Source organism: Blastococcus mobilis (assembly GCF_900188025.1).
Lineage (GTDB): Bacteria > Actinomycetota > Actinomycetes > Mycobacteriales > Geodermatophilaceae > Blastococcus_B > Blastococcus_B mobilis.
In genome coordinates this window covers 1-20,426 of the sequence record NZ_FZNO01000017.1, presented here as the reverse complement: position 1 = coordinate 20,426, position 20,426 = coordinate 1, and the positions used below count along the sequence as shown (strand labels likewise).

The following is a 20,426-nucleotide window of genomic DNA, read 5'->3' as shown; positions in this document are numbered from 1 at the left end:
CCAGGCCACCGGCCTGCCGCCGACCGGACATTCCGCGCAACATGACCACGCTGCGTGACGGACCGGTCCGCATCCGCGGCTGACCCGGGGGCGGGCGGTCGTGCGCCCCGGGTCGCCGATCGCGCCGGCGAGGAGGTAGCCCGCCGACCGTGGCTCGCCAGGACTCACCACCCAGGCCCTCGCCCTGTCCCGACGGGACCGGGCGCTCCCGGGCTGGGCATGTCGCGGCGAACCGGCGAGCCGAGGAGGGGTCACCCCTCCCTCTTGCGGGGTACTGCCTCAGGCGGCGATTTCCAGGATCGCAGCACACCGCCGATGCTCCTTGTCATGACCGCATGGGGGACCACTGGCGATGCGTCCTCGGGCGCCCCGGTGATGACGGACTTCGAGTCCGCCGTCCAGGCCGCGCTCCAGGACCTGCAGTACCGAGTCGGGCTGGACCTGTGGATGGTGGTCCGCTCCGACTCCGACGAGCCCGACCCGCTCGCCACGTTCGCCGTCGGGGACCTCGCGGTCACGACCGACGCCGCCCTTGCCTGGCTCCGTACCTGGTGGCAGCTCGTGGACCGGGACACCCCCACCGTCTGCGGCGACCTCACACGGCTGCCTGCAGGGGTCGTGGACGCTTCGTCCACCGCGGGCCCCGGCGCCGAGGCTGCGCCCTTCCGCGCCCTGCTGGCGGTGCGGATTCCAGGTGACGGCGGCCGACCGCTGGGCAGCCTCGTCGCGGTCGGACGCGCGCCCCGGGGGCCGGAGCTGGCCACGCACGTCCGGAGTGTGCAGATCTGCGCCGGCCTGATCGGCACGCTGCTACGTCACGAGCTCCGCCTGGCGGAGGCTGCCCGCGACGCCGAGCGAACCGCGCCGCATGCCGGGACCGACGCCCTGACCGGGGTCCGCGATCGAGCGGCATGGGAGGCCGCGGTTCGGACGGAGCAGGTACGCGCCGGCCGGTACGGAACGCCGGTCAGCGTGGTCTCCGTGGAGGTGCGGGGACTGGACGACGTCATCGCCGCCCAGGGCAGTCACGTCGCCGAACAGCTGCTCGCCCGCGCCGCCGATGCCCTGGTCCTGCAGATCCAGGGCGGCGATCTGCTGGCCCGCGTGGGCGACCACGTGTTCGCCGTGCTCCTGCCGGGGATGGGCGGCGCGGCGCTGAGCGCCTTCGTCGAGCGGGTTCGCGTGGCGCTGGCGAGTGCAGGGGTGACCGCTGCGGTGGGCGCCGCCAGCCGGCGCGCGGGCACGTCCATCGAGCAGACCTGGCGGGACGCCGAGGGGGCCAGGCACGGCGCCGCGCCGTCCCGGGTGGCGATCAAAGCGGCCCGCAGCGCCACGGATGCCCGAGGAGACACACACCCCCTTCGACCGTCGGCCGGAGAGGCCGACGAGGAGCCGGGAACCGGGGAGCACGCCGTCCCGACAGCTCTGACCCGCAACGGCAGCATTGACGCGCTGCTGGAGCTCGCCCGCGAGCAGCTGCGCATGGACGTGGCGCTCCTCGGTGAGTTCCGCGGCGGGGAGTGGCTGATCCACAACACCGTCAAGACCGTCGACCTGCCGGTGACCGCGCGCTTCGTCCAGCGTCGCGACCGCACCCACTGCGACCTCATGGTCAGCGGACGGATCGGCAGTGTCGTTCCCGATTCCGCCGGCCACCCGCTGACGGCCGAGCTGCCCGGGGTCGTGGAGTGGGGGCTGCGGGCCTACGTGGGTGTCCCGGTGCACCGACGCAACGGCGCGCTGTGGGGCAGCCTGTGCGTGCTGGCCCGCGACCCCGACGAGCGCCTCACCGAACGAGACGCCGGCGTGCTGCGGGTCATCGCGGCCGCCGTCGCCGAGATCGTCGAGGCCGACGAGGTCCAGGCCGACGCCCGCCGCCACACCCGCGCCCTGCTCGATGCCATGTACGCCGCCGGGGACCCGTCGCCGGTCTACCAGCCGATCGTGGAGCTCGGCTCCTCCCACCTGGTGGGCGTGGAGGCCCTGAGCCGGTTCCCCAGCAGCGGGCACGGCCCGGACTACTGGTTCGGCGCCGCCGCCGTGGGCCTAGAGCTGGACCTGGAGCTCACCGCGCTGTCGCGGGCCCTCGAGCACGCCCCGGACACCGGCGGGTTCCTGTCGGTCAACGTCTCCCCCGCCACGGTCATGACGGACCGGTTCCTCGACCGGCTCGAGAGCGCGCCGGTCGACCGGCTGGTCCTGGAACTCACCGAACACACGGCGGTCGAGGACTACGACGCCCTGCTACGGCGCCTGGCCCCCGCCCGCTCGGCCGGATTGCGGCTCGCGGTCGACGACGCCGGAGCCGGCTACGCCAGTCTGCGGCACGTCCTCGCCCTGGCACCCGATCTGATCAAGCTGGACCGGTCCCTGGTCTGCGACGTCGGTCGGGATCCCGTCCGCGCCGCGCTCGCCGCCGCGCTCACCACCTTCGCCGACCAGATCGGCGCGCACGTCGTCGCCGAAGGCATCGAGACTGCCGAGGAGCTGGCGGCGCTGCAGGCACTGAGCGTTCCTTACGGGCAGGGCTACCACCTCGGCCGACCGGCCCCTGCCGGCACCTTCGTACACCCAGCCGGTTATGCCGGACCGGAGCGCCGGAAGCCGGACTCGCCCGGCGCCGCCATACGTCCCAGCGCTCAGCCCGGCGCGAGCCGTGGCGCCGGTCCCCAGCTCTCGGCCGGCGCCTCGCCGAACCTCGAGCGGCGCCTCCACGGTCAGGCCTGAGCCCCTTCAAGCGCCTTACGCCGCACAAGACAACAGTCGCTCAAGGTAGCTGCATGGCAAAGATCTCCCCGTAGCCCGTCGGTAGCCCTTCCGGCAACCCCGAGCCCGTGGCGGTATGGCAGGACGGGACGTGGTCGCCGAGTTGCTTCTGAGCGGGCAGATTCGGAAGGAGTTCTTCATCGCGCATGTCCTGTTCACCGCCGGCGGCCAGCAGTGAGGACCTAGACCGGGAGAACGCCTGCGCCTTCCCGGGTGCAGCGCCTGCCGGACGCCGTCGTCGCCGTCCTGCTGTGGGCACACCGCATCTGCCGGTCCCGCGGCGGTGCCGTGGTGCTGCGCGTCGCCGCCCGCTCCACCGAGGAGCTGCTGCACCGCACCGGTCTGTGGCGGGTCATGGTCCTGGAGCCCGCGCAGGCGGTCGCGTGACCGGCCCCTTACCGAGGTGGTCGAGGTCTGCTGTGCACGGCCTGCCGGGTTGGAACGTTCCGCGCCAGGGATGCTGTTCAGGTGCCTGCCGTCAAGCGCTACCCCTCACGAGCTTTGCTCCTCACCGAGCCGCCGCGGGCGGGTCTGGACGTCGCCGCCCTGGCGGCTGCCTGGCCGTTGCTCGCGGCTGCCCGCCGCGGTGACGGCCACCCGGTGCTGGTGCTGCCGGGGCTGATGACCGGCGACCCGGCCACCATGGTGCTCCGCACCGCGCTCCGCGCCCTTGGCCACAACGTGTCCGGCTGGAGCCTGGGCATCAACCGGGGCCCGACGGGCCGCGTCGTCGACACGTTGCGCGCGCAACTTGAGCGGTTGCACCGAACCTCCAGACGGCGGGTCAGCCTGGTCGGCTGGAGTCTCGGCGGGCTCTACGCACAGGAACTGGCCAGAGCCGCGCCGGGCAGCGTCCGCGGACTCGTCACCCTCGGCACGCCGGTGGTGCGATCGGCGCCCTGGCTCCGCACAGCGTCGGGGATCGTCGACGGCGGCACCCGCCTTCTCCGCGGGGCGGCAGCGCTGCCCCGGCCCTGGGCCGAGCGCGGCTCCCTGCGCGTGCCCGCGACGTCGGTCTACACGCGGGCCGACGGCATCGTGCACTGGTCGTCGTGTCGGTACGAGGTCCGCTCTCGGCGGGAGAACGTGGAAGTACGCGGCAGCCACCTCGGCCTTGCCTACAACCCGGCGGTTCTGTGGCTGCTGGCCGACCGGCTGGGGATGGCCGAGGGTGCCTGGACACCATTCCGCCCCCCGCTCGGACTGAGCCTGCTCTTCCCCCGCCGTCGATGACACAGGCAGGCCCAGTTCGAGGTCGTCGCCAGGTGGGCCGCTTGGGACACCCGAGCCGGGCGACCGATGCCGAAATAACCCAGCCATCGGCCGCGGGTGCTCTGCGGTCCGCCGGAGTACATCTGCACTGGTCAAGCCGCTTACGGGACCAATGGCTGGCGTGCGCGCGAGCGACGCCGAACACAGCCCGATGGTGGTCAGAAAGCGCGCGCCTACGTGAGAGGTCTCGCTCTCCCGACCTGTCAGACACCCCCGAGGTCAACTCGCAGGGCGCAGCGAACAGGTGTTGGGGGACGCGTACACGTAGCTGACGCGGCAGGTGGCGGCGTTCGACGCCACCGACCGGGGCCGTGCCGGGTTGGGTGACTACTACGCCCAGCGGGGGGAGTCGGCCGGCCGGTGGGCCGGTGGCGGCCTGGCCGGCCTGGACGGGATGGCGGCCGGGGACCGGTCGGTGAGGAGCAGATGACGGCGCTGTTCGGCGCCGGGCGCCATCCGGACGCCGACCGGCTGGAGCGGGAGGCACTGGCCGCCGGGCGGGCCCCCGAGCGGGCGCGGGCGGCCGGAGCGCCGGGTCAGCCGTTTCCGGTCTTCCCGCCAGCCGCCGACGGGTTCCGGGCGCGGTGTGCGCGCGAGTTCGCCGCGGTCACCGCCGCCCGCGGCCAGCCGCCCGGCGCACCGCGTCCGGTCGGAGAGCGGGCGCGGATCCGCGGCGAGCTGGCCGCGGCCATGTTCGCCGAGGAGCACGGCCGCCCACCAGCCAACGCCCGGGAGCTGTCGGACTTCCTGGCCCGGGTGTCGCGTCCGGCGACGAGCGCGGTGGCGGGCTATGACCCGACGTTTCGCCGGTGAAGTCGGTCTCGGCGCTGTGGGCGCTGGCGCCGCGGGAGGTGGCCGAGCAGATCGAGGCCGCGCACGCCGCCGCGGTCGCCGACACGGTGACTTCGCTGGAGCGGCACGCCTGTTTCACCCGGCTGGGCGCCGGTGGGGTGCGGCAGCTGTCGCTACGGCCCTGCTCTCACTGGCCGTCCGGGGGCGCCAGTTGGAACCGATAAACGGCCGGTCATGTGGTCTGCAGCCGTCGTGCCCCGCGACATGCATCGCGCAGGCTAGGTGCAGACGGATGGGCAGGTGCCGTGAACGGCGGCTTCGGCCGCTCAGACCGGACTGGTCGCTCGAGCTGCCGGGGTCCGCAGCGTGCGGAGGAGTAGGGCCAGGGCGGCCAGTTGCAGTAGGACGACGACGGCAACCAGCGCGGGCACCGAACGGGTGGACAGAGCGCCGGCCAGCGCGCTGCCGGCAACCGCGGCCGCGCCCTGCACCGTGGCGAACATGCCGAAGGCGGTGGCCCGCCGTCCGGCCGGGACCAGGCGGGCGACCAGTGCCTTGACGGTGAAGTCCTGCAGACCGGTCGCGAAGCTCCAGATCAGCACGCCGGCCACGGCGACGGTCCACACGCTGGAGAACGCCGGCGCCGGCACGGCGGCCACCAGCACGGGGAGGACGACGAGGACCTTGCCGCCCCACCGGTCGTGCCCCCAGCCAACGACGAGCGCAACGACCGCCTCGGCGGCCATCGCCGCGGCGTACAGGACCGGCACCGCCGCGGTCGGGATGAGACCGGCCGTCACGAGGTGGGAGGAGATCACCCCGAACGTGACCAGCCCGGCGGTGGCCAGCCCCGCCGAGGCGGCGAACAGCCAGAACGGTCGCGGCAGCTCCCGGCCGGCCCGCAGCAGCGACGTGCGCGGCTGCGGGCCGGCCGCGCGGATCTCCTCGCGCAGCGGGTCGCCGATCCGTCGGCGCAGCCACAGCAGCAGCGCGACCGAGGCAACTCCGGGGACAGCGAGGACAGCCAGCGCGGGCCACAGCACCCCGGTGAGTACCGCGACGCCGGCCACGGCCAGCGGTCCGGCGAACGCGCCGACCCCGACCGGACCGGCGGCGTGCGCCAGCAGGGTCGACTTCGCCGGGCTGCGTACCGCCTTGCCGGTCCGCTCGGTGCTCGCCGTGAATCTACCGGTATTTGACTGAGGGAAGCCTTACCTAATACAACTCAGCAGTCTCCAGTCCTCAGCCTCCCGTTGGACCGCCGGACGTGGGGCTGAGTTCTGCTCGATCGATGCGGCCGGTCCGCGCCTGCCGCCTGCTGAAAGGAAGTGCGCCCCGTGCGCCTGCGATCACTCATCACCGCCGTCGTCGCTGCGATGGCCCTCAGTTCGTGCGGCTCCTCCGCGGACGACACCGAGGAGGCATCCGCACAGGAGTCCGGTTCGGTGGAGACCCGGTCGGTCGACCACGTCCTGGGGACCACGGAGGTGCCGGTCGACCCCCAGCGGGTCGTCACCCTCGACACCCCACACCTCGACACCGCGCTGTCCCTGGACATCACTCCGGTCGGCTCGGTGCAGTCCGACGTCGCCACAGGTTTCCCCGAGTACCTGGATGACCGGACCGAGGGCATCGAGGTCGTGGGGACGATCGAGGAGCCCGACCTCGAGGCGATCGCGGCGCTGCAGCCGGACCTGATCCTGTCCTCGAGCGTCCGCCACGAGGCGATCTACGAGCAACTCAGCCAGATCGCCCCCACCGTCCTCACCGACTACACGGAGGGCTGGCGGGCAATGTTCACGACGACCGCGGACGCCCTGAACCGGGCCGAGGAGGGCGCGGAAGCGCTGGCCGGGTACGACGCGCGGGCCGACCAGGTCGGCGAGGCGGTCGGCGCCGAGGGAGCGACCGCCTCGATCGTGCGCTTCCTGCCCGAGGAGACGCGGATCTACGGGCCCGAGACGTTCTCCGGAAGCGTGCTGACCGACGTCGGGTTCGCCCTGCCGCAGCTTTCCTACGACGAGTACTCCATGGCCTACGTCAGTGCGGAGGAGATCGGCCAGGCCGATGCCGACGTCGTCTTCTCCACCGCCTACGGCGACCCGGGCGCGACCACCAAGGGTGGCGTCACCGCCGTCTGGGAGTTCCTCGAGGCGGTCCCCGACTGCGCCTTCGAGGTCGACGACGACGAGTGGATGCTCGGCATCGGCCTGCTCGGCGCCGAGGTCGTCCTCGAGGACGTCGAGACGACCCTGGCCGGGTCCCACTGCCTCTGACCGCACTTCCGCGGCGCCACCCGCCCCGGCCGGCCACGGTCCGCCGGGGTGGGTGACGCCGCCATGCCCGGGTGGTGGCTCCGGCGTCCACCCGGGGGCACGCGGCAGCACCCGGCGGCCGTGACGCGTCGGTGACCCCGCTTGCACATCGAGTGAGGGGAGCAACTAAGGTGAGCCTTACCTAATTAGCTCCCTGGAGGTCCGTTGCTGTCCCCTCCCTCGGCCGCCGGCACCGACTGCGCTCACGTCCTGCCGCCCACCGCCCTCCCCCCCGCCATCCGCCACCTGCTGCACGCCCGGACCCGCGCCGAGACGGTCAGCGGCTACGTCTACGACCCACGGGTCGCCGCAGCCCGCGCCCGCGCCCTCCGCGCGGTCCTGCCACCGTGGGCGTCGCTGTTCTTCGCGGCGAAGGCCAACGGCTTCCCGGCGGTGCTCGCCGCGCTGGCCGGGTCCGGCGGCGTGGACGGCTTCGAGGTCGCCTCGCGCGCCGAGGCCGACGCCGCCCGGGCCGCGCTGCTCGCCGCCGGCCGGTCCCCCCGGCTGCTGGCCGCCGGACCGGCCAAGGCCCCGGCCCTGCTGGACGCCCTGCTCGACGCCGGCACCGAGGTCGTGCACGTCGAGAGCCCCCTCGAGCTGGTCCGGCTGTCCGCGGTGGCCCAGGCCCGGGGTCGGACCGTGCGGGTCGGGCTGCGGGTCAACCCTGCCGCGGTCGGGGTGCGCGGCACCCTGGCCATGGGCGGGCGCCCGGCTCCCTTCGGCGTCCCCGAGCCCGACGTCCCCGAGGTGCTCGCCCTCGCCCGCTCGCTGCCCGGCCTGGATGTCGCCGGCTTCCACGTGCACGCCGTCTGCGGCAACCGCGACGCCCGGGCGCACGCCGCCTATGTCGGCTGGTGCCTGGACTGGGCGGCGCGGACTGCGCGGCAGCACGGGGTGGACCTGCGGTGGGTCGACGTCGGTGGTGGGCTGGGCGTCGCCTACGGCGGGGAGGACCCGCTCGACGTCGACCTCCTCGGCGAGGAGCTGCACCGGCTCACTCCCCCGGCCGGCGTGGAGGTCGCCCTGGAACCCGGCCGCTGGCTGGTCGCCGACTGCGGCTGGTACGCCGCCGAGGTCGTCGACGTCAAGCACTCCTACGGGACCGCGTACGTCCTCGTGCGCGGCGGCATCGGTGGCTTCGCCCTGCCCGGCACCGAGGACTTCCCCTTCGCCCTCACCGTGCTCCCGGTCGAGGACTGGCCGTCCGCCCTGCCGCGTCCCGAGCTCCGCGACGTCCCCGTGACGGTCGTCGGGGAGCTGTGCACGCCTGAGGACGTCCTGGTCCGCGACGTCGTCGTCAACCGGGTCCGGGCCGGCGACCTGGTGGTCATCCCGCAGGCCGGCGCCTACGGCTGGGAGTTCGCCCTGCAGTCCTTCCTCGGCCACCCGCCGGCCACCCGCGACGTCGTCGTTCCGGGAGCCGACATCCCACCTGCCCCGCCCGTCCTCGCCCCCGTCCTGGAGGTCGTCCCGTGAGCCTCGCCGTCGACCGCACCACCCGTGACCGCACCGCGCCCCCCGACCCCGTCGGCGTGCTCGCCCGGCAGGCGGCCCGCGAGTCCGCCGCCCGCACCTACGCCCGGACCTTCCGCATCGTGCCGGTGCACGCCCGGGGCATGACGGTGACCGGCGCGGACGGCCGCCGCTACCTCGACTGCCTGTCGGGCGCCGGGACGCTGGCGCTCGGCCACAACCACCCGGTCGTCGTCGAGGCGGTGCAGCGGGTCATCGAGCGGGGCGCGCCCTGGCACGCCCTCGACATCGCCACCCCGGAGAAGGACGAGTTCACCGACGCGCTCTTCGCCGCGCTGCCGCCCGGGCTGGCCGGGCGCGCCAGGGTGCACTTCTGCGGGCCGGCCGGCACCGACGCCGTCGAGGCCGCGCTCAAGCTCGCCCGCACGGCCACCGGCCGCAGCGGCGTGGCGGCGTTCACCGGGGCCTACCACGGGATGACCGCCGGCGCCCTGGCCGCCTCCGGCGGGGTGGCGGTCAAGGAGCCGATGACCGGCGTGGCCGCCGAGGCGGCCCGGCTGCCCTACCCGCACGCCTACCGCTGCCCGTTCGGGCTGGGGGACTCCTCCGGGGAGGTGTCGGCGCGCTACGTCGAGCGGCTGCTCGACGACCCCAACGGCGGCATCGTGCCGCCCGCCGCGATGATCCTGGAGGCGGTGCAGGGCGAGGGCGGCGTCGTCCCCGCCCCGCTGCCGTGGCTGAGGGAGATGCGGCGGATCACCGCCGAGCGGGGCATTCCGCTGGTCGTCGACGAGGTGCAGACCGGCGTGGGCCGCACCGGGACCATGTGGGCGATCGACGCCGCCGGGGTCGAGCCGGACGTCATGGTCCTGTCCAAGGCGATCGGCGGGAGCCTCCCGCTGGCGGTGGTGGTGTACGCCGACCACCTCGACACCTGGGCACCCGGCGCGCACACCGGCACCTTCCGCGGCACCACCCTGGCGATGGCGGCCGGTGCCGCCACGCTGCGGCACGTGCTCGCCGAGCGGCTGCCCGAGCGGGCCGACGCACTCGGCCGGCGCCTGCGGGCCGGGCTGACGACCCTGGCGAGCGCGCACCCCTCGATCGGCGAGGTGCGCGGCCGGGGGCTGATGAACGGCATCGAGCTGGTCGAGCCGGACGGCGCGCCGGACGCCTGCGGCGCCCGGCCGGCCGCTCCGGGGCTGGCCGTGGCGGTCCGTGCGGAGTGCCTGCGGCGCGGGCTGATCGTCGAGCTGGGCGGGCGGCACGACAGCGTCGTCCGGCTGCTGCCGCCGCTGGTGATGACCGACGAGGAGGCCGGCGCGGTCCTCGACCGCCTCGACGCCGCCCTGACCGCCGCCGAGCGGGAGCACCGGGCATGACCGCCGTCGTCCCCGGTCGACCGGCCCCCGACGGGCTCCGCGGCTCCGGCCGGCACGACCTGGCCGACCTGGTGGCGCTCTCGCTCGACGCGCTCGCCGCCGGACGGGAGGCACGGGGTGGACCGGTCCCCGCCGGCGACCCCCGGCAGGTGACCGCGGACGTCGACGCGGCGCTGACCGGTGGCGTCCTGCCGCAGGACGGGATCGGTGAGCGGGCCGCCCTCGTCGGGCTGGTGAGCACCGTCGCCGCGGGCGCCGCCGACCCGGCCGACCCCCGGTGCGCGGCCCACCTGCACTGCCCGCCGCTGCCGGTCGCGGTCGCGGCCGACCTGGCCGCCAGCGCGCTGAACCAGTCGCTGGACAGCTGGGACCAGGCGCCCGCCGCCACGGTGCTCGAGGATCGGGTCGTCGCCGCGCTCGCCGAGCTGGCCGGCCTGCCCGGTGGCGGCGGGGTGGTGACCACCGGCGGGACGGGGTCGACCTACACCGCCCTGCTGCTGGCCCGCGACGCCGCCCCGGGACCGGTTCGGCTGTACGCCGGTGCGGCCGCGCACTTCTCCGTGGAGCGGGCGGCACACCTGCTGGGGCTGCCGGCCGTCGTCGCGGTGCCGTCGGCGGCCGACCGGGCCCTGGACCTCGCCGCGCTGGCCGCGCTGCTGCGCGATGCACCCGCAGGCGAGCGCCCCGTCGTGGTCGCCACGGCCGGCACCACCGACCTGGGGACGATCGACCCGCTCCCGGCCGTGGCCGCGCTGGTCCGCCGCCACGCCGGGTGGCTGCACGTCGACGCCGCCTACGGCGGGGGTCTGCTGTTCTCCGGCCGCCGCCGGCACCTGCTGGCCGGCCTCGAGCAGGCCGACAGCGTCTCCCTGGACCTGCACAAGTTCGGCTGGCAGCCGGCCGCCGCGGGGGTGCTGCTCACCCGGGACGCGGCCGCGTTCGCCCCGCTGGCCCGGCGGGCGGCCTACCTCAACCCGGCGGACGACGAGGCGGCCGGGTACCCCAGCCTGCTCGGCCGGTCACTGCGCACGACGCGCCGCGCCGACGTCCTGAAGATCGCCGTCACGCTGCGGGCGCTCGGGCGGACCGGTCTCGGCGCGATGGTCGACGCCTGCTGCGACCTGGCCGCGTACGCCGCGGCGCGGGTGCAGGCCGAACCCCGACTGGAGCTCGCCGCGGCCCCGGTGCTGAGCACCGTGGTGTTCCGCCACCGCGGCGGTGACGCGGTCAACGGCGGCCTGCGTCGCCGGCTGCTGCGCGAGGGGCGCGCGGTCGTGGGCCGGACCGAGCTGGACGGGCGGGTGCACCTCAAACTCACCCTGCTCAACCCGGCGGCTACCCCGGCCGGCGTCGACGCGCTGCTCGACCTGGTCCTCGCCGCCGGCTCCGCCGAGGAGGCCGCCGCGTGACCGCCGCCCCGACCCTGATCTCCCCCGCCCAGCAGGCCCGGGCCGGCGCCCTCGACGTGCTGGTGCGCTGCTGGCTGCGGGAGACCGGCACCCCGGTGCCCGGTCCCGGCCCGGTCCGCGTGGACCTCCCGGCCACCGGGCGGGCCCTCGTGGTGGACGTCCTCCGCCGCTCCCCCAGCGGACGGCACGACCTGGGCGCGGTCACCACGCCCGACGGCGCCCCCCTCGACGTCGACGCGGTCGCCGGGTGGCTCACCGCCGAGGCCGCCGCCCGCACCGGACTGCCCGCCGGCCACGGCCAGGACGCCCGGACCCGGATCACCGAGTCCGCCCACCGGGCCGCGGGGTACGCGCTGCTGCGGGCCACGGACCCCGAGCCGCCGGCCGGCCTGCCGCCGTGGCTGGCCGCCGAGCAGGGACTGCTGGCCGGGCACCCCTGGCACCCGATGACCAAGAGCCGCGACGGACTGCCCGACGCCGAGGACGCCACCTACGCACCCGAGACCCGCGGGCGGTTCCCGCTGCACTGGTTCGCCGCACGGCGGGAGGTCGTCGCGACCGGCAGCGCCGCCGGCGACGTCCCCACGCTGCTCCGCGAGCTGGCCGGCGACCTCGAGGTGCCGGCCGGGTTCCTCCCGGTCCCCGCGCACCCGTGGCAGGCGGCCCGGCTGGCGGCGCGGCCCGGCGCGGCGGCCCTGCTGGAACGCGGGGACCTGGTCGACCTGGGGCCGGCCGGGCCCCCGTGGTGGGCCACCTCCTCGCTGCGCACCGTCGCCCGCCCGGACGCGCCGGTGATGCTCAAGCTCAGCCTCGGACTGCGGGTCACCAACAGCCGCCGGGAGAACCTGCGCGGTGAGCTGCGGCTCGGCGTCCGCACCGCCGAACTGGTGGACGGCGGCCTCGGCGCCGCGCTGGCCGCGGCGCACCCGGGCTTCGGGCTGATCCGCGACCCGGCCTGGGTGGGGGTCGACGGACCCGATGGACCGGTCGGGCTGGACACCGTGGTCCGCGAGCAGCCGTTCCGGGCGGCCGACCGGGTGTCCTGCGCCGGCGCCCTCCTCGACGCCCGCCCCGACCGGGGCCGCCCGCCGGCCGCCGACCTGGTGCACGCGCTCGCGGCCCGGACCGGCCAGCCGGTGCCGCGGGCGGCGGAGCTCTGGTACCGCCGGTGGCTCGACGCCGTCGCCGCGCCCCTGCTGTGGCTGCACGGCCGCTGGGGCATCGGCCTGGAGGCGCACCTGCAGAACGTGCTCGTCGGGCTCGACGGCGACGGGCTGCCCGACCGCGGCTGGTACCGGGACAACCAGGGCTGGTACGCCGCCGCCTCCCGGGCCCCGGAGCTGGAGGACCTGCTGCCCGGGATCGCCGGGGAGACCGGCCTGGTGTTCGACGACGCGCTGGTCACCGACCGGGTCGTCTACTACCTGGGGGTCAACAACCTGATCGGCTGCGCCGCCGCCCTCGCCGGCGCGGGGCTCGCCGACGAGACGGACCTGCTCGGCGTGCTCGCCGACGTGCTGCGCGACCACTTGGCCAGGCCCTTCCCGTCCCCGGCCGCCGCGCTGCTGCTGGAGGCCGACCGGCTGCCGGTCAAGGCCAACCTGCTCACCGGCGTCGACGGCCGCGACGAGCTCGACGGCCCGGTCGCCGCCCAGTCCGTCTACGTGCAGATCCCCAACCCGCTGGGAGAGGTGCAGAGGTGACCGAGCTCGCGAGGGCACCCAGAGACACAGCACCCCCGGGCACGGGGACGACGAGCGCCAGCGAGGAGATCCCCGTGACCACGCACGACCTGCTCGGGATCGGCCTGGGGCCCTTCGGCCTGTCGCTGGCCGCCCTCGCCGACGGGGTCGAGGACCTCGACGCCGTCTTCCTCGACCAGCGGCCCGCCATGTCCTGGCACCCGGGGCTGCTCCTGGAGGGGGCGACCCTGCAGGTGCCCTTCCTCGCCGACCTGGTCACCCTGGTGGATCCGACCAGCCCGTGGTCCTACCTGGCCTACCTCCGGGCCCACGGCCGACTGTTCCGCTTCTACCTCGCCGAACGGTTCCAGGTGCCGCGCGTGGAGTACGACGACTACCTGCGCTGGGTCGCCGAGTCGCTGCCCAGCTGCCGGTTCGGCCGGCGGGTGGACGCCGTGGAGTGGGACGGCGAGGCCTTCGTCGCCACGGTCACCGACACCGCGACGTCCCGCCGCAGCACCCTGCGCGCCCGCACCGTCGTCCTCGGCGTGGGCACCGAGCCGGTCGTCCCGGCGCCGTTCGCGAACCTGCTGGGCAAGCGCGTGGTGCACGCCGGCCAGTACCTCGACGCCCGGCCATCCCTGCTCGAGGCCGGCTCGGTGACCGTCGTGGGGTCCGGGCAGTCCGGCGCGGAGGTCTTCCTCGACCTGCTGCGCGCCCAACCGGAGACCGGGGCGCAGCTGCGCTGGCTGACCCGCACGCCGGCCTTCGCGCCCATGGAGTACTCCAAGCTCGGCCTGGAGCACTTCACGCCGGACTACACCGCCTACTTCCACGGGCTGCCCGAGCCGACGCGGGACACGCTGCTGCCGGCGCAGTGGCAGCTGTACAAGGGCATCAGCGCCGCCACGATCGCCGAGCTCTACGACCTGCTCTACGAGCGCACCGTGGGGGGCCGGCAGGCCGACGCGGTCCTGCAGCCGGCCGTCGCCGTGGAGTCGGCCCGCGCCGAGGGGGACGGCTACGTGCTCGACTGCCGTCAGGTGCAGCAGGACCGCACCTTCTCCGTGCCCACCGACGCCGTGGTGCTGGCGACCGGCTACGCCGCCCGACGGCCGGCCCTGCTCGACCCGCTGCTGCCCATGCTGGACCTCGACGGGCGGGGCCGGTACCGGGTCGACGCCGACCACCGGGTGGCCCTGCGCTGCCCCGGCGGGCTCTACGTGCAGAACGCCGAGACCCACACTCACGGGGTCGGAGCACCCGACCTGGGGCTGGGCGCCTGGCGCAGCGCGACCATCCTGGGCGCGGTCACGGGGCGACCGCTGGTCGACGTCCCGCAGCAGGGGGCGTTCACCACCTTCGGCGCGCCGTGAGGGCCCGGGTCGTCCTGGCGCTGGTCGTCGCACTGCAACTGGTCGCCGAGACGGCGCTGACGCCGTACTGGCCGCTGCTGCTGCGCACCCTCTTCGGCGTGGAGGAGCTCGCCGCCACCGGCACCTACCTCACCGTCTGCCGGGTCGCCGGGCTGGCGGCCCTGCCGCTGTGGGGGCTCGCGGCCCGCCGCTGGCCGCTGCCGCACCTGCTCGTGGCCGGGCTGCTCGGCTCGGCGGTGTTCGACCTCGGGCTCGCGCTGGCGCCGTCCCTCACGCTGTTCACCGCCCTGTCCGCCGGGGTCGTGGCCACCGGCAGCTCCATGGTGCTGGCCTACCCGGCGCTGGTGGCGGTGGCCGACCGCGGGCGGGACGGCGACCGGCTGTCGGGGGTCGTCGTGTACGCCGCGGTCTTCCACACCGCCTCCGTCCTGGCCACGCTCGTCGGCGCCGGTGTGGTGGCCCTGCCGCAGCCCCGGGCCGGGCTGGCGGCCTTCGCGGTCGCCGACCTCGTCCTCGCCGTCGCCGTGTGGCGGGTGGTCGCCCGGTACCGGTCCGCGGTCCCCGTTCCGGGCGACGAGGCCGGCACCGGACCCGCGGAGGGCGGCGTCCGGCGGCGGCTGCCGGCCGGGGCGCTGCTCGGCGTGGCCGCGCTGGCCGTCCTGGTCGACCTCGGCACCGCCGTCCCCCGCCCCTTCTTCACCGAGCTCGTGCTCCGCGGCGGCGGCTCGCTGACCGCGGCCGCCGTCCTGTTCCTCCTGCCGGCCGTGGCCGGGCTCGCCGTCCTCCCGGCGGCCCGGCCGCTGGCCAGGCGCTGGGGCCGCCGGCTGCTGCCGGCCAGCGCGGCACTGGCGGCCGGCGGGCTTGGGCTGCAGGCGCTCAGCGCCACCCTCGGCCATGCCGGGCTGACCGCGCTCACCGCCGGCAGGGTGGTCTTCGGCCTGGGCCTCGGGCTGCTGGCGGTCGCCCTGGACCTGCGGGTGTTCGCCGCCGTCGGCACCGACGGGCCCGGCTTCACCGCCGTGGAGACCGCCCGCTCCGGCGCCCTGCTGGCCGCTCCGCTGCTCGCCACCACCACCGCGGCGGTCGCGCTGCCCGCACCGCTGGCGGCCGCCGCGGTCCTCATGGCGGCGGCCGCCCTGGTGTCTCCGCTGCTGCGGGACGCCACCCCTCCGCCCGCCGTCCCCTCCCCCACTCCCGCCGCACCCGCACTCGTCCCCGTCCCGGAGGTCCTGGATGAACCCGCCCGCTGACATCGCCGACCCGACCTGGCAGGACGCCGGCCGGCGCCTGGTGGCCAAGGCGCTGGCCGAGCTGTCCTACGAACAGCTGCTCAGCCCGGTCCCCGACGGACCGGGGAGCTGGCGGCTGGAGCTCCCGGGTGCGCCGGTCCACCGGTTCCGCGCCCGCCGGGGCGGTTTCGGCACCTGGCGGGTCGACCCCGGCAGCGTCGTCCGGGGCGACAGGCCGGCGCTGGACCCGATGCGCTTCCTGCTCGACGCCCGCCCGGTGCTCGGCCTCGACGGTCCGACGACCGCCGAGGTGGTACGCGAGCTGACCGCGACGCACGCCGCCGAGGCGCGGCTGCTCGCCGACGGCCGACCCGCTGCGGCGCTGGCCGACCTGCCCTACGCCGAGCTGGAGCAGCACCTGACCGGCCACCCGGTGCTGGTGCTCAACAAGGGCCGGCTGGGGTTCGACGCCGCCGACCTGGACCGGTACGCACCCGAGTCCCGCGGCACCGTCCGGCTCCGGTGGTACGCCGCGCACCCCTCCGTCGCCGGCTTCCAGGGGGTGCCCGGGCTCGACCACGCGCGGCTGCTCGCCGAGGAGCTCGACCCGGCCACCCGGCAGGCGTTCACCGCCACGCTCGCCGACCGCGTTCCCGACCCGGCCGCCTACGTCTGGCTGCCCGTGCACCCGTACCAGGACGAGACGGTCGTGCGCACCCTGTTCGCCCGGTACCTGGCCGACCGGCGGCTGGTGCCGCTCGGCGAGGGCCCGACGGACTACCGGCCGGTCCAGTCGGTGCGCACGCTGGTGGCGCCCGGCCACCGGGACGTCAAGACGCCGCTGCTGATGCGCAACACCCTGGTGTGGCGGGGGCTCGGGACCCGCGCGACCGCGGCCGCCCCCGACGTCAGCGCCTGGCTGGCGACCCTCCCGGCCGGGGACCCCGAGTTGCGGGCCACCGGGCTGGGGCTGCTCGGCGAGGTCGCCAGCGTGGTCGTCTCCCACGACCTGTTCGACGAGGTGGACGACGTGCCCTACCGCTACCGGGAGCTGCTCGGCGCGGTGTGGCGCGAGCCGGTCGCCGCGCACCTGCGGCCGGGGGAACGCGCGCGGTCGCTCGCGGCCCTGCTGCACGTCGACCCGACCGGCCGGGCGGTCCTCACCGAGCTCGTCGCCCGCTCCGGCCTGTCCCCGCAGGACTGGCTCGGCCGGCTGTGCGAGGCGCTGCTGCCGGGGCTGCTGATCTGCCTCACCCGCCACGGCGTGGCCTTCTGCCCGCACGGGGAGAACACCGTGGTCGTCTACGACACCGGCGACGTTCCGGTGCGGGTGCTGGTCAAGGACTTCGCCGAGGACGTCACGCTGCTGCCCGGCCGCGACTACCCGGGGCTGTCCGAGCGGGCCGATGGGGTGCTGGTGCGCTGGCCGGCGGAGGAGATGGCGCACAGCATCACCAGCGCCGTCCTCGCCGGGCACTTCCGCTTCCTGGCCGGCGTGGCCGAGGACCACCTCGGCGTTCCGGAGGAGACCTTCTGGGCGCTGGTACGGAAGACCCTGCTCAGGTGGCGAGCCGGTCACCCCGACCTCGCCGAGGCCTTCGACGACCTGGGCCTGCTCGCGCCCGAGGTCGAGCGGGTCGCGCTCAACCGGGAGCACCTGACCGGGGGCGGGTTCCACGACCGCGCCGACCGCGACGCCGCCCCCGACGTCGTGCACGGCTTCGCGCCCAACCCGCTGGCCGCCGTTCCCGCGGAGGTGCCGGCGTGATCACGCTCGACCAGCTGCGCGCCGACGTCGACGCCGGCCGGGTCGACGAGGTCGTCCTGGCGCTGCCCGACCTCGCCGGCCGGCTGCAGGGCACCCGGCTGTCGGCGCGGCACTTCCTGGACAGCACCGTGACCGACGGGTTCGGTGCCTGCACTTACCTGCTGACCACGGACGTCGACATGGAGGTCACCGCCCCCTCGGCCGAGCTCGACCCGGAGGGCACCGGCTACGGCGACATGGTCCTCGCCCCGGACCTGGCCACGCTGCGGCCGCTGCCCTGGGACCCCGGCACCGTCCTGGTGCTCGCCGACGCCCGCCATCCCGACGGCAGCCCGGTGCAGGTCGCGCCGCGGCAGGTGCTGCGGACGCAGGTCGACGCGCTCGCCGCGCACGGGCTGGTCCCGCTGGCCGGGGTGGAGCTGGAGTTCCGGGTCTTCACCGAGTCCTATGCGGTCGCGGAGACGGCGGGATGGTCCCGGCTCACCCCCGCCACCCGTAGTGGCGTCGATTATGCGCTGGTCGGGCTCGAGCGCATGGACGGGCTCACCCGCCGGCTGCGCCGGGAGACCGTCGCCGCCGGGCTGCGCCTCGAGTCGGCCCGTGGGGAGTGCGCCCCCGGCCAGTACGAGATCGTCTTTCGCTACGACGAGGCCCTGGCCGCCGCCGACGCGGCAGCGTTCTACAAGACGGCCGCGAAGCAGATCGCCGCGCAGGAGGGCATGGCGCTGACGTTCATGCCCAAGTACGACGCCGCCGAGGGGAACTCCTGTCACCTGCACGTCAGCCTCCGCAGCCCCGACGGCACGCCCGTCCTCGCCGGGGACGGCGCACACGGGGAGTCCCCGCTGCTACGCCGGGTCCTCGCCGGCCAGCTCGCCTGTCTCCGGGAGCTGATCCTGCTGTTCGCCCCCACGGTCAACGCCTACAAGCGGCTCAGCCCGGGCGCCTTCGCCCCCACCTCGGTGGCGTGGGGACGGGACAACCGGCTGGCCGCGCTGCGCCTGGTCGGTTCCGGCCCGTCTCTGCGCATCGAGCACCGCGTCCCGGGTGGCGACGCCGACCCCCACTTGGCCCTGGCCGCCGTGCTCCTCGCCGCCCGGCACGGCATCGAGGCAGACGTGCCGCTGGCCGACTCGGTGCAGGGCGCGCCCGGTCCGGAGGCGCCGACGTTGCCGACCTCCCTGGCCGAGGCCGCCGATCTCCTCGACCGCAGTGAGATCGCACGCAAGGGCCTCGGGGACGGCGTCGTCGACGCCCTCATCGCGGCCGCACGCGCTGAGTGGACCGCGTACTCGCGGACCGTCACCGAGTGGGAACGGGCTCGAGGCTTCGAACGTCGGTGACACTCACGGTCCGATGCTGTACCTCCTTGTGTCGCCCGCATGACAGGCCGCCCCCAGGACGGCAGCGTTGGTTCTCATTGCCATGCGAACGGCGTCGTCCCAACCCGGCTGGCCCGGAGATATCAAGATCACCACCGTCGCACGTCTCCGTTCTGTCAGGCACGGAGAGCCGCCGTGGTTGGTCTCCCGCCTCCTGGACCGAGAGGTCAACGCGGTGCCGAACGAGTGGGACGTCGTGTTCTGCTCGGCCACGGGAAAGCTGCGCGACACGTCGAACACGACCAAGCACGTCCGCAAGCTTCTCGACGTGGCCGGCTTCGACGGGGCGGTGGGGCACACGTTCCGAAAGACGGCGGCGACGTGGATGGACGCGGACCCGAACACCTCACCTCGCGAGGTCGCCAACCAGCTCGGACACAAGCGCGCCAGCATGACGATGGACGTCTACTGGGCTGTGTCAAGGATCTTGGACAGGTCCTCGGTCGATCACGCCGCGACGGTCGCCGCGGTGCGGTAGTCGGTGAGGGCTTCGAACGGGGTGCGGTAGCCGAGGGTGGAGTGCAGCCGCCGGCGGTTGTGGAAGACCTCGATGTATTCGGCGACAGCGAAGCGGGCCCGCGCCCGGGTGGCAAATGTCTGTCGGTAGTACATCTCGTTCTTCAAGGTGGCGAAGAATGACTCAGCCGCGGCGTTGTCCCAGCACACGCCGGTTCGCCCCAGGCTCCGACGGATGCCGTTCTTGATGGTGAAGGCGTCGAACTCGGCGGACGTATATTGCGTTCCGCGATCGGAATGAAAGATCGCACCATCGGTGACGTGGCCGGCGTCGATGGCCATCTGCAGGGCGTCGGTGACCAGGGCGGTGCGCATGTGCGCGGCGGTCTGCCAGCCCACGACCATCCGGGTGGCCAGGTCGATCACGGTGGCCAGGTACAGCCAGCCTTCACCGGTGCGCAGGTAGGTGATGTCGGAGACCAGCCGCTGTCCCGGCGCGGGCGCGGTGAACTCCCGAGCGATCAGGTCCGGTGCCGGCTGCGGCGCGGTTCCGGGCAGCGTTGTGCGCTTGTAGGCGCGCGGCTGGACCGCGGCCAGGCCCAGCTCCCGCATCATGCCCGCGACGAGCCCGACCGAGCACTCGATGCCCCGCCGGTTGAGCGCGGCGGTGATCCGCCGGCACCCCGAGGTCTGCCGGGAAGCCTCGAACTCCGCGGTCACCTCGACAGCCAGCGCGCGGCGGCGCGCCTGCGTCGGGGTCTCCACCCGGCCGGCCCAGGCGTAGAAGCTCGACCGCGGCACCCGCAGCAGCCGACACATGAACGCGATCGGATAGTTGGCCTTCTCCGCATCGATCACAGCGCAGCGCTCGGCTACGGCTGCGTCCGCGCGAAGAAGGCCGCCGCTTTTTTCAGGAACTCGTTCTCCATCCGCAGCCGGCGGATCTCGTCTTCCATTTCTTTCACGCGGGCGCGCTCCACAGGGCTCAAGTCCGGAACCGGCTCCGGGTTATCGCGCCGCCAGATGTTGAGTCGGGTAGCCCGGGGGAATTGCACCCCCGGGCTCCCACAGAACCGTGCGTGACAGTCTCCCGTCACACGGCTCTTGTCATCTGATCCAGACGA

General features: G+C 74.9%; 18 protein-coding genes. 16 read left to right on the top strand and 2 right to left on the bottom strand.

The genetic code is table 11. The annotated features are described in order from the left end of the window. Positions 1–327 precede the first annotated feature (327 nt). The 6 genes from CHB94_RS15275 (at position 328) to CHB94_RS26215 (ending at position 5,054) form a co-directional block, all read left to right on the top strand. Positions 328–2,727, top strand: a complete 2,400-nt coding sequence (locus tag CHB94_RS15275) for a bifunctional diguanylate cyclase/phosphodiesterase (RefSeq protein WP_176445578.1) — start codon at positions 328–330, stop codon at positions 2,725–2,727. A 252-nt stretch (positions 2,728–2,979) separates the two neighbouring features. Continuing rightward, a complete protein-coding gene (locus tag CHB94_RS25245; RefSeq protein ID WP_176445577.1) occupies positions 2,980–3,153 on the top strand; it encodes a hypothetical protein in 174 nt (57 codons plus the stop codon). An 81-nt stretch (positions 3,154–3,234) separates the two neighbouring features. Continuing rightward, entirely contained in the window at positions 3,235–3,999 is a 765-nt protein-coding gene (locus tag CHB94_RS15270; protein WP_089337429.1) for an esterase/lipase family protein, read from the top strand. Positions 4,000–4,318: 319 nt separating this feature from the next. After that, on the top strand, positions 4,319–4,468 hold the full coding sequence (locus CHB94_RS26225; RefSeq protein WP_254920676.1) for a hypothetical protein: 150 nt from the start codon (positions 4,319–4,321) through the stop codon (positions 4,466–4,468). Further along, the gene (locus CHB94_RS26220; protein ID WP_254920675.1) at positions 4,465–4,851 is read left to right on the top strand and encodes a hypothetical protein; all 387 of its coding nucleotides are present in this window, start codon (positions 4,465–4,467) and stop codon (positions 4,849–4,851) included. The genes CHB94_RS26225 and CHB94_RS26220 overlap by 4 nt, the downstream gene beginning before the upstream one ends. Next, on the top strand, positions 4,848–5,054 hold the full coding sequence (locus CHB94_RS26215) for a relaxase domain-containing protein (RefSeq protein ID WP_254920674.1): 207 nt from the start codon (positions 4,848–4,850) through the stop codon (positions 5,052–5,054). Before CHB94_RS26220 ends, CHB94_RS26215 begins: the two co-directional genes overlap by 4 nt. A 102-nt stretch (positions 5,055–5,156) precedes the next feature. Here the strand turns inward: CHB94_RS26215 and CHB94_RS15260 are convergent, their stop codons facing one another. Then, positions 5,157–5,900, bottom strand: a complete 744-nt coding sequence (locus CHB94_RS15260; protein WP_089337428.1) for an MFS transporter — start codon at positions 5,898–5,900, stop codon at positions 5,157–5,159. Positions 5,901–6,167: 267 nt separating this feature from the next. On the opposite strand from CHB94_RS15260, the gene CHB94_RS15255 reads away from it, so the two are divergent. The 10 genes from CHB94_RS15255 to CHB94_RS15210 all read left to right on the top strand — a co-directional run bounded on the left by CHB94_RS15255 (position 6,168) and on the right by CHB94_RS15210 (position 19,324). Further along, positions 6,168–7,106 carry an ABC transporter substrate-binding protein gene (locus tag CHB94_RS15255; RefSeq protein ID WP_089337427.1) on the top strand — a complete coding sequence of 313 codons (939 nt, stop codon included), beginning with the start codon at positions 6,168–6,170 and terminating at the stop codon, positions 7,104–7,106. Between the two features lie 204 nt (positions 7,107–7,310). After that, positions 7,311–8,621 (top strand): alanine racemase, encoded by a 1,311-nt coding sequence (locus tag CHB94_RS15250; RefSeq protein ID WP_217899325.1) that lies wholly within the window; start codon positions 7,311–7,313, stop codon positions 8,619–8,621. Continuing rightward, complete coding sequence (locus CHB94_RS15245; protein WP_089337426.1) at positions 8,618–10,000, top strand: diaminobutyrate--2-oxoglutarate transaminase family protein; 1,383 nt, start codon at positions 8,618–8,620, stop codon at positions 9,998–10,000. Before CHB94_RS15250 ends, CHB94_RS15245 begins: the two co-directional genes overlap by 4 nt. Beyond that, positions 9,997–11,409, top strand: a complete 1,413-nt coding sequence (locus tag CHB94_RS15240) for a pyridoxal phosphate-dependent decarboxylase family protein (protein ID WP_089337425.1) — start codon at positions 9,997–9,999, stop codon at positions 11,407–11,409. Before CHB94_RS15245 ends, CHB94_RS15240 begins: the two co-directional genes overlap by 4 nt. Next, a complete protein-coding gene (locus tag CHB94_RS15235; RefSeq protein WP_217899324.1) occupies positions 11,406–13,112 on the top strand; it encodes an IucA/IucC family protein in 1,707 nt (568 codons plus the stop codon). The genes CHB94_RS15240 and CHB94_RS15235 overlap by 4 nt, the downstream gene beginning before the upstream one ends. Before the next feature lie 74 nt (positions 13,113–13,186). Next, positions 13,187–14,467 (top strand): lysine N(6)-hydroxylase/L-ornithine N(5)-oxygenase family protein, encoded by a 1,281-nt coding sequence (locus tag CHB94_RS15230; RefSeq protein ID WP_089337424.1) that lies wholly within the window; start codon positions 13,187–13,189, stop codon positions 14,465–14,467. Continuing rightward, positions 14,464–15,717 carry an MFS transporter gene (locus CHB94_RS15225; RefSeq protein ID WP_089337423.1) on the top strand — a complete coding sequence of 418 codons (1,254 nt, stop codon included), beginning with the start codon at positions 14,464–14,466 and terminating at the stop codon, positions 15,715–15,717. The genes CHB94_RS15230 and CHB94_RS15225 overlap by 4 nt, the downstream gene beginning before the upstream one ends. Continuing rightward, positions 15,701–17,464, top strand: a complete 1,764-nt coding sequence (locus CHB94_RS15220) for an IucA/IucC family protein (RefSeq protein ID WP_089337422.1) — start codon at positions 15,701–15,703, stop codon at positions 17,462–17,464. Before CHB94_RS15225 ends, CHB94_RS15220 begins: the two co-directional genes overlap by 17 nt. Then, on the top strand, positions 17,461–18,807 hold the full coding sequence (locus tag CHB94_RS15215) for a glutamine synthetase family protein (protein ID WP_089337421.1): 1,347 nt from the start codon (positions 17,461–17,463) through the stop codon (positions 18,805–18,807). The genes CHB94_RS15220 and CHB94_RS15215 overlap by 4 nt, the downstream gene beginning before the upstream one ends. Positions 18,808–18,985: 178 nt before the next feature. After that, positions 18,986–19,324, top strand: a complete 339-nt coding sequence (locus CHB94_RS15210; RefSeq protein ID WP_217899323.1) for a tyrosine-type recombinase/integrase — start codon at positions 18,986–18,988, stop codon at positions 19,322–19,324. On the opposite strand, the gene CHB94_RS15205 is transcribed toward CHB94_RS15210, so the two are convergent. Beyond that, positions 19,294–20,160: an IS3 family transposase gene (locus CHB94_RS15205; protein ID WP_089337420.1), complete on the bottom strand. Its 867-nt coding sequence runs from the start codon at positions 20,158–20,160 to the stop codon at positions 19,294–19,296. The genes CHB94_RS15210 and CHB94_RS15205 overlap by 31 nt on opposite strands. Positions 20,161–20,426: the final 266 nt, after the last annotated feature.

Bases quoted from the DNA above. Each gene is read 5' to 3' on its own strand.
- CHB94_RS26220 (WP_254920675.1), top strand. From the start codon at position 4,465: ATGACGGCGCTGTTCGGCGCCGGGCGCCATCCGGACGCCGACCGGCTG.
- CHB94_RS15275 (WP_176445578.1), top strand. From the start codon at position 328: ATGACCGCATGGGGGACCACTGGCGATGCGTCCTCGGGCGCCCCGGTG.
- CHB94_RS15240 (WP_089337425.1), top strand. From the start codon at position 9,997: ATGACCGCCGTCGTCCCCGGTCGACCGGCCCCCGACGGGCTCCGCGGC.
- CHB94_RS15220 (WP_089337422.1), top strand. From the start codon at position 15,701: ATGAACCCGCCCGCTGACATCGCCGACCCGACCTGGCAGGACGCCGGC.